Origin of the sequence: Ramlibacter sp. (assembly GCA_019635435.1) — a bacterium.
Classification (GTDB): Bacteria; Pseudomonadota; Gammaproteobacteria; order Burkholderiales; family Burkholderiaceae_C; genus JAHBZM01.
Genome location: JAHBZM010000001.1, coordinates 1,271,585 through 1,285,227, shown reverse-complemented (window position 1 = coordinate 1,285,227; position 13,643 = coordinate 1,271,585). Strand labels below are relative to the sequence as shown.

General features: G+C 65.1%; 15 protein-coding genes. 4 read left to right on the top strand and 11 right to left on the bottom strand.

From position 1 onward, the window contains the following. Nucleotides 1–43 precede the first annotated feature (43 nt). The 3 genes from ccsB to KF796_06115 all read right to left on the bottom strand — a co-directional run bounded on the left by ccsB (nt 44) and on the right by KF796_06115 (nt 4,255). On the bottom strand, nt 44–1,363 hold the full coding sequence (ccsB, locus tag KF796_06125; GenBank protein MBX3586201.1) for a c-type cytochrome biogenesis protein CcsB: 1,320 nt from the start codon (nt 1,361–1,363) through the stop codon (nt 44–46). Beyond that, a complete protein-coding gene (locus tag KF796_06120; GenBank protein ID MBX3586200.1) occupies nt 1,360–3,474 on the bottom strand; it encodes a cytochrome c biogenesis protein ResB in 2,115 nt (704 codons plus the stop codon). Before KF796_06120 ends, ccsB begins: the two co-directional genes overlap by 4 nt. A 121-nt stretch (nt 3,475–3,595) precedes the next feature. Beyond that, a complete protein-coding gene (locus KF796_06115) occupies nt 3,596–4,255 on the bottom strand; it encodes a cytochrome c4 (GenBank protein ID MBX3586199.1) in 660 nt (219 codons plus the stop codon). Between the two features lie 80 nt (nt 4,256–4,335). Between KF796_06115 and yihA the strand changes: the two genes are divergently transcribed. Together yihA and KF796_06105 are read left to right on the top strand one after the other, a co-directional pair. After that, a complete protein-coding gene (yihA, locus tag KF796_06110) occupies nt 4,336–5,019 on the top strand; it encodes a ribosome biogenesis GTP-binding protein YihA/YsxC (GenBank protein ID MBX3586198.1) in 684 nt (227 codons plus the stop codon). Nucleotides 5,020–5,091: 72 nt separating this feature from the next. After that, complete coding sequence (locus KF796_06105) at nt 5,092–6,009, top strand: alpha/beta fold hydrolase (protein MBX3586197.1); 918 nt, start codon at nt 5,092–5,094, stop codon at nt 6,007–6,009. Between the two features lie 18 nt (nt 6,010–6,027). Here KF796_06105 and KF796_06100 read toward each other — a convergent pair whose 3' ends face one another. Continuing rightward, nucleotides 6,028–6,894, bottom strand: a complete 867-nt coding sequence (locus KF796_06100) for a lipid A biosynthesis acyltransferase (protein MBX3586196.1) — start codon at nt 6,892–6,894, stop codon at nt 6,028–6,030. Further along, entirely contained in the window at nt 6,891–7,760 is an 870-nt protein-coding gene (locus KF796_06095) for a lysophospholipid acyltransferase family protein (GenBank protein MBX3586195.1), read from the bottom strand. The genes KF796_06100 and KF796_06095 overlap by 4 nt, the downstream gene beginning before the upstream one ends. 133 nt (nt 7,761–7,893) lie before the next feature. Between KF796_06095 and metK the strand changes: the two genes are divergently transcribed. Further along, a complete protein-coding gene (gene metK, locus KF796_06090; protein ID MBX3586194.1) occupies nt 7,894–9,078 on the top strand; it encodes a methionine adenosyltransferase in 1,185 nt (394 codons plus the stop codon). A 1-nt stretch (nt 9,079) separates the two neighbouring features. Here the strand turns inward: metK and KF796_06085 are convergent, their stop codons facing one another. The 4 genes from KF796_06085 to KF796_06070 form a co-directional block, all read right to left on the bottom strand. Further along, nucleotides 9,080–9,934, bottom strand: coding sequence for a hypothetical protein (locus tag KF796_06085; protein ID MBX3586193.1), 855 nt, complete (start codon nt 9,932–9,934; stop codon nt 9,080–9,082). Between the two features lie 170 nt (nt 9,935–10,104). After that, the gene (locus KF796_06080; GenBank protein ID MBX3586192.1) at nt 10,105–10,590 is read right to left on the bottom strand and encodes a hypothetical protein; all 486 of its coding nucleotides are present in this window, start codon (nt 10,588–10,590) and stop codon (nt 10,105–10,107) included. Nucleotides 10,591–10,606: 16 nt separating this feature from the next. Next, complete coding sequence (locus tag KF796_06075) at nt 10,607–10,819, bottom strand: hypothetical protein (protein MBX3586191.1); 213 nt, start codon at nt 10,817–10,819, stop codon at nt 10,607–10,609. A gap of 136 nt (nt 10,820–10,955) precedes the next feature. Then, nucleotides 10,956–11,414, bottom strand: coding sequence for an Lrp/AsnC family transcriptional regulator (locus tag KF796_06070; GenBank protein ID MBX3586190.1), 459 nt, complete (start codon nt 11,412–11,414; stop codon nt 10,956–10,958). Between the two features lie 366 nt (nt 11,415–11,780). Between KF796_06070 and KF796_06065 the strand changes: the two genes are divergently transcribed. Further along, the gene (locus KF796_06065; GenBank protein MBX3586189.1) at nt 11,781–12,707 is read left to right on the top strand and encodes a restriction endonuclease; all 927 of its coding nucleotides are present in this window, start codon (nt 11,781–11,783) and stop codon (nt 12,705–12,707) included. A gap of 123 nt (nt 12,708–12,830) precedes the next feature. Here KF796_06065 and KF796_06060 read toward each other — a convergent pair whose 3' ends face one another. Continuing rightward, nucleotides 12,831–13,304: a hypothetical protein gene (locus KF796_06060; GenBank protein MBX3586188.1), complete on the bottom strand. Its 474-nt coding sequence runs from the start codon at nt 13,302–13,304 to the stop codon at nt 12,831–12,833. Nucleotides 13,305–13,312: 8 nt separating this feature from the next. Then, nucleotides 13,313–13,636, bottom strand: coding sequence for a hypothetical protein (locus tag KF796_06055; GenBank protein MBX3586187.1), 324 nt, complete (start codon nt 13,634–13,636; stop codon nt 13,313–13,315). Nucleotides 13,637–13,643 lie beyond the last annotated feature (7 nt).

Sequence of the window (13,643 nt, the reverse complement as noted above, 5' to 3'; positions counted from 1 at the left end):
AGAGCAGCCGGGCAGCGCCCGTCCTGGTCTGGCCCGCGGCGCGTCACAAAGTTCCGTAGCTGTGCAGGCCCGAGAGGAACATGTTCACGCCCAGGAAGGCAAAAGTAGTCACCGCCAGGCCCCCCAGCGCCCACCAGGCCGACACCGCGCCACGCAGGCCCTTCATGAGCCGCATGTGCAGCCAGGCCGCGTAGTTGAGCCAGACAATCAGCGCCCAGGTCTCCTTGGGGTCCCAGCTCCAGTAGCCGCCCCAGGCCTCGGCGGCCCACAGGGCGCCCAGCACCGTGGCAATGGTGAAGAAGGCAAAGCCCACGGCGATGGACTTGTACATCACGTCGTCCAGCACCTCCAGCGGCGGCAGGCGCCCGGCGATGCGCTTGCGGGCCAGCAGGATGCCCGCCGCAATCAGCGCGGAGATCAGCGCGTAGCCCACCCAGTAGCTGCCGCCGGCCTCGGCCACCCCGCGTTGGCGGAAGGCAATGGGCACAAAGCACAGCGCCATGCCCAGCAGCCAGATCGGCGTGAGCTTGTGCCAGCGCGTCTCGGTGGCCTGCTGCTTGATCAGGTAGGCAAAGGCCACCATGGCCGACAGCGAGAACGTGCCGTAGCCAATGAAGTTGGCCGGCACATGCAGCTTCATCCACCAGCTCTTGAGCGCCGGCACCAGCGGCTGGATTTCATGGGCCCCGCGCACCACGGTGTACCAGAGCAGGAAACCCACCGCCGCGCTGACCACCAGCATCACGAAGGCGCCCAGCGCACGGGTCTTGTACTGGTCTTCAAAGTAGAGGTAGAACGCGGCTGTGAGCCACGAGAACAGCACGAACACCTCATAGAGGTTGCTCACCGGGATGTGGCCCACGTCCGAGCCGATCAGGTAGCTCTCATACCAGCGCACCAGGGTCCCGATCAGCGCCATGCCGATGGCCACCCAGGCCAGGCGCGAGCCGATCAGTTCCATGGTCGCGCTCTGCCCGCGCGCGAACATGCCGATCCAGTAGAACGCCGTGCTCATGAAGAACAGCACGCTCATCCACAGGATGGCCGACTGGCTGGACAAAAAGTACTTGAGCCAGAACACCTGCTCGGCGCGCGCCAGGCTGCCCTGGTAGGCGGCCACGGCCATCAGCGCGAACGCGGCCACCACCACCATGAGCACCCGCAGCGGCCGCCAGAACCAGCCGATCCAGACGGTGGCCGGCACGGCCGCCAGCAAGATGCCTTTTTCGTAGACATCCATGAAGCCCGCATAACGCGAAAACGCGAACAGCCCGCCAGCGGCCACCAGGGCCGCGAACAGCCAGTCGGCCAGAGTGCGGCGCGAGAAAAATCCTTCGTGCAGCGTGATGGTGGCTGTGTTCATGGCTGCACCCCGATCAGTTTGGTCTTGAGCATCTCGAATTCCTTGTCAGTGTCCATGGTCTTGCGGTTGCTGGACAGGGCCATCGTGGCCTGCGCGCTGTCGGCCCCGCCGGTGATCCAGACCCAGATCCGGCGCTCGCGGACATACAGCATGGCAAAAACGCCCAGGATCAGCAAGGCGCAGCCCAGATAGACAATGTAGTGGCCAGGGGCTCGCGCCACCTGGAACACGCTGGCCTGCACCTGGGTGAAGTCCTTGAGCTCGAAAGCCATGGGCGCGGGGTACAGCGGCACATCCGACAGCGCGAGCACCGCCTGGCTCATGAAACCCTGGGTGTGTTCGCTGGGCACCAGCGGCTTGAGGCCCGCGCGTTCGCGTGACAGCTGGGTCAGCTCATACAGCACGCCGGTCAGGATACGCACCAGCACGTCTCCGGCGCGGGCGCGTTCTGCCTCGGGCACATTGGCCTCCAGGAAATCCGACACGGCCTGCAGGCCACCGAGCGTGGAGCCGCCCTTGCCCGGCTCGGCCCCGGCAAACAGCGACAGCGCACGCGAGGCCGACGCCGCCAGTTGCAGCGCCAGCTCGGGCCGCGCCGGGTCCGTCGCCTGCGCGGCGTAGCGTTTCACGGCCAGTTCACGCGAGGCCGGGTCCTGCAGGGCCTGGCGCAGGCGCAGGAAGCCGTCGAGCCCGCCCTGGTCATCCGCGGGAATGCGCAGGTAGCGGAACGGCTCTGCCGGTGTGTCACGCATGCCCATGAGGTACAGCGGCACGCCATCGCCCATGTCCACCGGCAGCATGTAATTGTGGAATTCGCGGGCCTGCCCGGCGGCGTCGCGCAGCTTGTAGGTGATGCTCGGCCCCACGTTGCGCAGTTCCTTCCTGGTGGCGGTCTTGTTGGCGGCGCCCATGCGCGAATCGATGGATTCGCGCAGGTCGACCTTGCGCACATCCACGCCCCCGGTGCCATTGCCCGAGAAGTTCTCGACATTGATCACCCGCAGCGCCGTGTACTCCAGGCTCAGTTTTTCAGCCCCGTCGCCCTGGCCCTTGGTGAGCTGCGACGCGCCGCCAATGGTGCCCTGAATCTCGAACGGCTTGCTCACGCCATTCATGGGCACGGCCCTGAGCGTGACGGCGGAACCGCCATCGTCAAAGCTGGACTGGTAGATCTCGACCCCGCGGTAGCTCGCGGGGTGGTTGACCTCCACGCGCGCCGGGATCTGCTCGCCGGTGGCCTTGTCGTGGATCACGATCTCGCTGGCAAACAGCTTGGGCATGCCGGTCGAGTAGTGCTCGACGATGAATTTCTTGAGCTCGATCGCGAACGGCAGCTCCTGCAGCAGCACGCCGTCGGACTGGTTGAGGATGGCCGTGCTCGACTGCGTGCCCTCGGCCACCAGCAGGTTGCCGCGAAAGGTCGGGTTGCGGTCGGACAGGCGGTGCTCAGGCTTCACATCCGAAATCAGGCCCCCGCCGGTGTACGGCGTCTTGCCGTTGAACAGCATCTGCGCGCGCACGATCAGGTCGCCGTCCAGCAGGCCGCCCAGGCAGACCAGCACGATGGCGCTGTGCGCCGCGATGTAGCCCAGCTTGTTGGCGGCGCCGGCCTTGGCCGCCACCATCCAGCCCCGTTCGCGCTGCTGCAGGCGCACTTTCCAGCCGCCACTGGCCAGGGTCGCGCCGATGCGTCGGGCGGCGGCTTCGGGGGCTTCGGCCAGCGCCGCCTCGGCCCGGTGGTGAAACGCCTGCAGGCTCTGCTCACGCATGTTCTCCTTGTAGACCTTGAGGTCGGTCAGGATCTTGGGCGTGTTGCGCGCGATGCACAGCGAGGTGCTGGCCACCAGGAACGCGAGGATCAGCAAAAACCACCAGGCGCTGTACACCGCATTGAGACGGGCCGCCATGAACACCTGGGCCCAGAACGGCCCGAACTGGTTGACGTAGTTGCCCAGGGGCTCGTGCTGCTTGAGGATGGTGCCGATGACCGAGGCGATGCAGATGATGGTCAGCAGCGAGATCGAGAACCGCATCGACGACAGCACTTCCACCATCGACCGCAGGGCGTGGGAGCCTGACCTGACGCGAAGCCCTTGGGTGGAGACTGACATGGTGGAATCCGTGGGAAACAAAAAAGGCGGGCCCTCTGCCGAGGTGCCCGCCTTGTTGGGGTTGTTTATTGGCGGTTAGTTCAACAAAACGGCCCGCGCCACCGGGCTGGGGCTCCTGCGGTCAGCGCAGGCCGGCAATGTAGTCGGAGACCGCCTTGATTTCGCGGTCGTTGAGCTTGGCGGCCACGTCGTTCATGACCGCGTTGTTCTTGCGCACGCCGTCACGGAAAGCCGTCAGCTGGGTGGCGGTGTAGTCCGCGTGCTGGCCCGACAGGCGCGGGTACTGCGACGGGATGCCCGCGCCATTGGGGCTGTGGCAGCCGGCGCAGGCAGGCACCTGGCGGTCGGCGATGCCACCGCGGTAGATGCGCTCGCCCATGGCCACCAGATCCTTGTCCTTGGCGAAGCCGGGCTTGGCCTTCTTGGTGGTCACCCACCAGGCGATGTTCTTCATGTCGGCATCGCTCAGGGCCGAGGCAAAGCCCTGCATGACGGCGTTGGCCCGCTTGCCGGACTTGAATTCCTGCAACTGCTTGACCAGGTATTCCGGGTGCTGCTGGGCCAGCTTGGGGTTCGCGGGCGTGCCCGAGTTGCCATCGGCGCCGTGGCAGGCCGCGCACACGGCCGTGAAGCTGGCCTCGCCCTTGACGAGATCGGGCTTGGCGACCTTGGGGGTCTCGGCCTTGGCCTCGGGCGTGGCCGGCTTTTCATCGGCGGCGCGGGCGGACAGGGCGGGGGCTGCCAGCGTGGCAGCCATCAGCAGGGAGGCGAGCAACTTCATATCGGGGGTCTGTTTATTGGCGCAAAACCCCATGATTCTACAATGCCCACTCGGGTTTCCCCGCGATTCCAATACAAGCCATGACCTCTGCCCCGGGCGAACCCGCCTCCTCCCCCGTCCGTCCGCCCGATATTCCGGTCACCGCTGCCCAGGCCATGGGCTGGATGCACACCGCCAGATTTCTCACCACGGCGCCCAAACTGGAGTTCCTGCCGCCGCTGGATGTGCCCGAGATTGCCTTCGTCGGGCGCTCCAATGCCGGCAAGTCCACCTGCATCAACACGCTGACCCAGCAAAAACGCCTGGCCTTCGCCTCCAAGACACCGGGGCGCACCCAGAGCATCAACCTGTTCAGCCTGGGCCGCCAGGGCGAGACCGACGCCGTGCTGGCCGACCTGCCAGGCTACGGCTACGCGGCCGTGCCCAAGCAGGACAAGATCCGCTGGCAGCAGGTCATGGCCAACTACCTCATCACCCGCGAGAACCTGCGCGGCATCGTGCTGATGTGCGACCCGCGCCATGGCATGACCGAGCTCGACGAGATCCTGCTCGAAGTGATCCGCCCCCGTGTGCAAGAGGGCCTGAAGTTCCTGGTGCTGCTCACCAAGGCCGACAAGCTCAACCGCAGCGAAGGCGCCAAGGCCCTGTCCATTGGGCGACTGCAGGCCGGCGGCGGCGAGGTCAAACTGTTCTCTGCACTCAAGAAGCAGGGCGTGGACGAGGCGGCCCTGCTGCTGTGGCAGTGGGCCCACCCCGCCGCCTGAGCCGTCGCCTCAAGCCCAATCGGCCTGTAGTCCAGTCAGCACGGGCACTGGCCGCTATCAAAAGCAGAGCAGATGACCGAGACTTTCCTGCAACCCCTGCCGCACGGCATCACCCTGAGCTGCCGCGCGGCGGGCCGGCGCGGCCAGCCCGTGATGATTTTTCTCCATGGCTTCCCCGAGGCCGCCTTTGTCTGGGACGGCCTGCTCGCCCATTTCGCGGCGCAGGGCTACCGCTGCGTGGCGCCCAACCTGCGCGGCTTTGAACAATCGAGCGCGCCGGCCGAGGTGGCGGCTTACCGGCCCAAGCACCTGGTGCAGGACATTGCGGCGCTGGTGGCCATCGAGTCCCCGAATGGACCGATCGATTGCCTGGTCGCGCACGACTGGGGCGGCGCGGTTGCCTGGAACTTCGCCAACCAGCTGCCGCACCTGGCCCACAGGCTGGCCATCGTCAACTCCCCTCACCCGGGGACTTTCCTGCGCGAGCTCAAAAGCAACCCCAGGCAGCAGGCCGCCAGCGCCTACATGAACTTCCTGATCCGCCCGGACGCCGAAAGGCTGCTGGCCGACAACGACTTCGCGCGCATGTGGCCGTTCTTTCACAACGGCAGCCCCGAAGGCGCGCACTGGCTCACCGAGCCGGTCAAGGACCAGTATCGCGCGGTCTGGCGCGGCGCCCCCGGCAGCGCACCAGGCGCGGGGCTGACCGGTGGCTGCAACTACTACCGCGCGTCGCCGTTGCGCCCACCCCGGCCCGAAGACCCGGGCGCCGCCGCCGTCGACCTGCCGCATGCCATGCTGACCGTGAGCCTGCCCACCCTGGTGGTCTGGGCCATGAACGACATTGCGCTGCCGCCTGAACTCATCGACGGGCTGGGCGACTACATTCCCCGCCTGACGCTGCACAAGGTCGAAGGCGCCAGCCACTGGATCGTGCATGAGCAGCCCGAGCTCGTGGCGCGGCTGCTGGGCGATTTTCTCGCGGCCTGAAGCGCCACCGCGCCCGCATCAATACACGGGTGGCTCGCCCGGAGGGCGGGTCTTGAAGCGCTTGTGCACCCAGTAGTACTGGTCGGGCATGGTGTCGATCCATTGCGCCAGACGCTGGTTCATGAGGGCGGTGTCGGCCACGACGTCGTCACCCGGAAACGCCTGCCAGGCCGGCAGCACCTGCACCTCGTAACCTTGCGGCGTCATGCGCGAGACCACCGGCACCACCTTGGCCCGCCCCAGCCGCGCAAACCGTGACAGCGACGGCACCGTGGCCGCGCTGACACCGTAGAACGGCACAAAGACCGATTCCTCGGGCCCGAAATTCATGTCGGGCAGCAGGTACATGGGCTCGCCGCGGCGCAGCGCCGCCACCAGGCCCTTGACACCATCGGCCCGGCCAAACGGGCCATTGGCCGCGAAGCGCTGGCGGCCTTCGAGAATCCAGTCGTTCAGCACGCGGTTGGCCTGGTCGGTGTAAATGCCGACGAAGCGGCGCGGCACCTGCTGGGTCAGCGCCGTCCAGCCGGCATCCATGCCCACAAAATGCGGCGCAAACAGCAGCGTGGGCGCGTCCCCCGCCAGTTCGTCCACCGCTCCGCTCAGCACCAGCCGCCGCCGGGTCAGCGCCGGCGTGCCGTGCCAGAGCCAGCCCCGGTCCAGCCAGGCCTGGGCGAAGCGGACAAACACCCGCGGGACCAGCGCGCGGCGCTGCGCGGGGGTCCACTGCGGGAAGCACAGGTCCAGATTCGTCCGCACCACGTGCCGGCGCGAGCCCACCAGCGCATACAGCACCCAGCCCAGCGCCCAGCCCAGCGCGCGCACCCAGCCCAGTGGCAGCAGCGCCAGCAGGCGCATGAACTGGATGCCCAGCCGGTTGGTCATGCGGCGCCCTGGTTCGTGGCCGCAGCCGCGGCGGCACGGGGCTCTTCGCGCGGCGCCTTGTAGCGGGCATAGCCCCACAGGTACTGCCAGGGGCATTCGCGGACCAGTTGCGCCATCGCCTCGTTCACCTGGGCCGCCGCCGCGCCCGGCTCCGGCGCCAGCGCCTGCGGCAACGGCCGCACATGAATCACAAAGCCCCGGCCCCAGGGCAGGCGCTCGCCCCAGGCCAGCAACACTAGCGCGCCGGTCTGGTGGGCCAGCCGGGCCGACAGCGTCATGGTGTAGGCGTCGCGTCCGAAAAAAGGCGCCCACACGCCCTGCCCCAGCGGCGGCACCTGGTCAGGCAACAGGCCCACGGCCTCGCCGGCTTTCAGCGCCTTGAGCATCTGCTTGACCCCGGCCAGGGTGGTGGGCGCGGTGGCCAGCCCCGGACGGCCGCGCGAATGATCGACCAGCCCGCGCAGCCAGGCCTTGCGTGCCGGACGGTAGAGCACGGTGATGGGGCCGCGCTGCGCACCGTAGCGCGCGGCGTAGCCTTGGGCCGTGACCTCAAAACAGCCCAGGTGGGGCGTGAGAAACACGATGCCGCGCCCATGCGCCTGCGCCGCGTCGATCAATGGGGCCCCGTCCCAGCGCACCGGCACCGGCGCGCCAAACCACAGGCGCGGCAGTTCGGCAACCAGCTTGCCCGACTCGCCCACGGCGCGCCGCACGGCCGCCAGCGGCAGGCCCGCCTGCGCCAGATTGGCCAGAAAGCGGCGCCGGTAGACCCCCGAACCGAGAAACGCCGCCCAGCCCAGCGCCCAGCCCAGGCTGTGCAACAGCCACAGCGGCAGGATCGACAGCACGCGGAACAGGGTCAACATGGGTCTGGTTAAAATGGGGCGGTCGCCGAGTTATGAACTACTTGCAGGGCGACATTAAACAAAGCTGCTAAAGCGTTCGCCAAGGCTCATGCTGGAGGCAACGCGCCTCAAGCAACCAACGGAGTTTATTCAAATGGCGAACGATTTCCTCTTTACTTCCGAATCCGTGTCAGAAGGCCATCCCGACAAGGTGGCAGACCAGATCTCTGACGCGATTCTCGATGCGATCTTCGCGCAGGACCCGCGCAGCCGGGTGGCCGCCGAGACGCTGACCAACACCGGGCTCGTGGTGCTGGCCGGCGAGATCACCACCAATGCCCACGTGGACTACATCCAGGTGGCGCGCGACACCATCAAGCGCATCGGCTACGACAACACCGACTACGGCATCGACTACAAGGGCTGCGCCGTCATGGTCTGCTATGACAAGCAGAGCAACGACATCGCCCAGGGTGTGGACCACGCCAGCGACGACCACCTGAACACCGGCGCCGGTGACCAGGGCCTGATGTTCGGCTACGCCTGCGACGAAACGCCCGAGCTGATGCCCGCGCCCATCTACTACGCGCACCGTCTGGTGGAGCGGCAGGCGCAGCTGCGCAAGGACGGCCGGCTGCCCTTCCTGCGCCCCGACGCCAAGAGCCAGGTCACCATGCGCTACGTGGACGGCAAGCCCCACAGCATTGACACCGTGGTGCTGTCCACCCAGCACAGCCCCGACCAGAGCGAAACGCCCACCAAGATGAAGGCATCGTTCAATGAAGCCATCATCGAAGAGATCATCAAGCCCGTGCTGCCCAAGGAATGGCTGCAGAACACCCGCTACCTGATCAACCCCACCGGCCGCTTCGTCATTGGCGGCCCCCAGGGCGACTGCGGCCTGACCGGCCGCAAGATCATTGTGGACACCTACGGTGGCGCCTGCCCGCATGGCGGTGGCGCCTTCAGCGGCAAGGACCCGAGCAAGGTGGACCGCTCGGCCGCCTATGCCGCGCGCTATGTGGCCAAGAACGTGGTGGCGGCCGGCCTGGCGCGCCAGTGCCAGATCCAGGTGGCCTACGCCATTGGCGTGGCCAAGCCCATGAACGTGACGGTCTACACCGAGGGCACGGGCGTGATTTCCGATGAGCAGATCGCCGCGCTGGTGACCGAGCACTTCGACCTGCGGCCCAAGGGCATCATCCAGATGCTGGACCTGCTGCGCCCCATCTATGAAAAGACGGCGGCTTACGGGCACTTCGGCCGCGAGGAGCCGGAATTCAGCTGGGAGCGCACCGACAAGGCCCAGGTGCTGCGCGCCGCCGCCGGCCTGAAATAACCTAGTTCGCCTGCTGGCGCTCGTACTCACTGCGCTTCAGGGCCACGTAGGTCGGGCGGTCCATCTCGCGCAGCTGGCGCGCATAGCGCTCGCTCTCACTGAACCAGCGCTGGATGCGCCGCTCGCGCTGTTCCTGGGGCGGCGCTGACAGCGCCGCGAGGTAGGCATCGATCGCCAGGTAGTAGCGCATGGCATTGCGTTCGATGACGCCGCGCAGGCCCCCGATGTAGCGGGCCTGGCCATCCCGGTCCTGCCCGTCCACGGTGAACCCCACCTTGCCCGCGCCCGCCGTGGCGAGGTAGGCCTGCATGGCCAGGCGGCCAGCCAGGCCATAGCGGTAGGCGTAGTGAAGGTGCAGGAAGGTGCGCCCTGCGCCAATCGGCACGGCCGACACCGTGACCCGGTAGTCATGCGTGCCCAGCGGGCCGTCAGCCGCCGTGAGCTGGGTCTCGAAATAGTCGCTGGCCGTGCCGGCGCGGCGCGACCAGTTGAATGCCAGCAAATAGGCGTCCTTCAGGGGCTGGTCGTATTTCCTGCCGATCCGCACTTTCAGCACCGGCTGGCCTCCCGCCATCGACGCACGGCAGTACTTGGTGTTGAAAGGCAGGATCAGGATGTCGCACCATGGCCCGGGTTGCTCCAGCGCCGCGTTCACGGTCGCGAACGGATGATCCAGCACGGCGTAGACATCTCCCTGCAGCATGTCCCCCGCTTCGCGCGAATTGATCACCATCGGGCGGCCAAAATCGTTGTCCGCGAGTTGGCCGGCCAGCGACTGGTACTGGCTTCTCAGCGCCTCGGCCTGACCAAGCGCCTGGGCCGCGACGGGGAGCCCGGCCAGCGCCAGCGCGGCCAGCGCCGCCAGCCATCGCTGGCGCCAGCGTCCAGATTGTCGTTGTGAGAGGAAGGAGGGGAAACGCATCATGTGAAGGCCGGCAGGCATCGGGCATCAACCGGAAACCCATGATGCGGCCAACCGCAGCTGCGGCCTGTCGGACGAGCCCCCCTGGGACGGGCCGTGCGGTCCTACAGGTGCATGCCCGAGGGCCGGAAGCCCGAGTGGCGAAAGCCCGAAGCCCCGAAACCCCGTGCCGACTCGTCCCGGCGCGCCACCTCCAGCACCGACAGCACATCAAGCTGCACGCCGCCCATGAGCAGCGAGCGCGGGACCACCGCGTACAGCAGCAGGCCCCGGCGGCCCAGGTCCAGCGCCAGCCGCAGCCGGGGATTGCGCTGCCGCTCCCAGGCCCGGACCAGCCGCGCGCGCAGCAGGTTGTCGTGGCACTGCAGGTATTTGAGCTTGTGGTGCTCGCGCGCCAGGGTGACCGCGTCGACATAGGCGTCAGCGCTGCGGTCACGCGTGCGGAAGTTGGTGGTGAGGTCGGCGGTCAGGGTCAATTCAGCGCCGTTTTCCTCCAGCGTGAAATGGCACCCCGTCAGACTGTCGGACGCCCCTCCGTACTTGTAGACAACTTGCAAAGGGGCGGCGGTGCGGCGCAGGGAGTATTTCATGCAGTGCGGCCGGGCTTCACTGGGGCGGGACCGAGGCGGTGCGAAACAGCACCTCCCCCGTGGGGACATGGATCACGCGGATTTCCTGGCCCAGCGGCTGGGTAACACTCTTGGCGGCAACGGCCACCGCCAGCGACGGATCTTCGAAGGTTCGTGACAGGCTGGAGGCCGGCAGCAGGCGGTTGAAAACGGCGTGGTTGCTTTCGATGCGGTAGTTGGCGGATGGCATGACATACCCCTTGGAAACCTGTCTTCATCCTAGACCTTCCAGATGACCCCACTGTGATCAATTGCCGCAAGCCGTGAGAAGCGCAACCAAATGCAATGAACGCAAAGCCCCGCTTCTGGCCACTATGCCCCCCTGACTACGCCCCCAGCAGCGGCAGATCGGCCTTCTTGAGCGTGCGCAGCACGAAGCTGGACTTGCTGTGGCGGATGCCCTTGATCTTGTAAAGGCGCTCGCGCAGCAGTCGCTCGTAGTCACGGGTGTCACGCACGGCAACGCGCAGCAGGTAGTCATATTCGCCGGACACCAGGTACGCCTCGATCACCTCGGGAATGGCGGCCAGCGTCTCCCCGAATTTCTCCAGCGTGTTGTCGGAATGACTGTCCAGCGTGACCTGCACCAGCACGGTGTCGCTCAGGCCAATGGCCTGGGCATTGAGGCGGATGGTGTAACCCTCGATGACGCCGCTGTCTTCCATCTTGCGGATGCGGCTCCAGCAAGGCGTGGCGCTCAGCCCCACGGCCTGGCTGATTTCCTGGAGGCTGGCCCGGGCATCGGCCTGCAGAGTCTGGAGGATTTTTCTGTCTGTTGCGTCCATAAAGTTTAATTATCTTATTTTTAGTACCCATTAGTTGAAATTTCTTTATTTCTCTGGATTTGACGAAAAACAAGGAAAACTTTCTGCCGCGCCCGGCGCACACTTCAGGCATGGCAGGCGCACTTACCGGTGGGTCTTCCTGGCACACCGACAGCGGGTTACCGCCCGCCGGAACGTGATGCCGCGGTGGAGCCCGTCCGCTTCCCCGCGCCGTACCCAGGGGTGTTGGCTCTGGTTGAACAGGGTCAGCACCTCGCCTTTTTTGTTGCTGCCACGCCCCTTCACCTGCAACGCGCGGGTTAAGCCTTGCGCTTTGCGCCATGCGCTTGATCTAATGGCCGACGACCACAAGTCGAGGAGCAGGCAATGCGTGCAAGTTTGGGCCGATGGGTGGGGCAGGACCCCGCGCGGCAGATGATGGGGATGGCCGCCCCGTTCCTGATCCTGGGTGCGGCTCTGATGCTGCTGTCCATGGTGCTGGGGGCCTCGTCCAGCCCCAGCCTCCAGTCGGCCAGCCAGGGAGCGCGCGCACCCGCCCCCTACCTGCTGGCCGCAGGCTTCATCCTGCTGGCCGTCGCCCTGGTGCTGCGGTTGCGAAACGGCCCGCGCAAGCCGCCCAGGCCGGACACCAGCCAGCTCTCCAGCCACCTGGGCAACACCACCCTCTTCGGCTCGCAGCTGGACTCCGCCATGGGCGACCTGGTCGCCGTGCCGGCAGGACGGCCCTTGCGGCCGCCAGCGCAGATGTGGAACACGCAGGTGTTTCGCGACATCGAGTGGCGCCGCTTTGAACTGGTGTGCGCCGCCTTGTTCGCCCAGGCGGGCTTCGAGGCGCGCACCGAATCCCACGGCCCGGACGGCGGCGGCGACATCTGGCTGTATTCCGGGCACAAGGAAGGCCCCGCGGCCCTGGTCCGGTGCAAGCACCGGCCCGGCAAGAAGGTCGCGCTGGCCGAGGTGCGCGAATTCCATCAGCTCATGAGGGCCCACCAGGTCCTGCGTGGCACCTTCGCCAACAGCGGCACCTTCACCGCCGAAGCCCGCGAGTTCGCCAAGGCCAACGGCATCAACGCCATGGACCGGCTGGGTCTGCTGGCGCTGATCTCGCAGCGGACCATGCAGCAAAAGGAGGACCTGCTGCAGCTGGCCTACCAGGATGAATACTGGCGTCCCACCTGCGCCAGATGCGGCACCCCAATGGTGGAGCGGCGCGCGCGCAAGCGGGGCCGCACCTTCTGGGGCTGTGTCGACTACCCGCAATGCGATTTCATGCTGCCGGTCAGCAAGGCCTAGATTTGAGCTGCCAAGACTAAACGCGACAACCTTTGCCCAAAAAAATATTGGGTGGGAATCACTTGTCACATTTGAATTCGCTCCTCGACTGAGTGATTGATCAGTGCATTTGAGACCGCCTAGCTATTGATCAATATCTCCATCCGCTTTACCAGTTTGCAAACTTACAAGAGTTGCAAAAATATTGGCTGTAGAAAGCAGAAGAATCGTTCCAATAACAACATTAAATCCAATGTTTCCAAATATTTTTTGTATCGGCTCAGCTATTTTCGCAGCTGGGTAAATATAGATTGCGATGAGCGATATGGCTACAAACAATATCGAGTTAACAAAAGCCAGGGGTTTTTTCTTTACATCCAAGTCCGATTTCGGGTACAGAGTCCCTGCCATGTAGACTACTCCGCCAATAGCAGTTCCAACCAAAGCGGTCAAAGCGCCTAAGAGTTTCATTGGGATGAAAACCATATAACCAAATGAGCCAACTGGCAGCAGCACGAGCAGGAACAGTGCATGACGACTAGCACGTATATTGAAAATAAAACGCAATATAGAAAAAGCTACCACACCGTTAAAAAAAGCCATCGCTACTAAATCCATGAGCTTCCTTATTTACAACTTTTCAAGTTGTTTGCAGCTTGCATAGAGTGACCATAGCCCAAAAAAAAGGAATACAAAGCTCCCAATGCACCAAACACTCCAAAGATCACACCAACAAATTCAGCTATGCCAAGTATCCAAGAATCCCTACTTTTGCAACCTGCATCGAGACTGTCTAGTGTGAGAACCCAATAATTCAGCATGGCAAATGGCACTGAGGTAAATAGCAGCAAAAGGAAAACTAGCGCACCAACGCCCGCTAGAGCCGCGATTGCTGAAAAGACCGCTAACAATAGCAATGCTGCATTCCCATTGTTTTTCCACGCATCCAAGACGTCA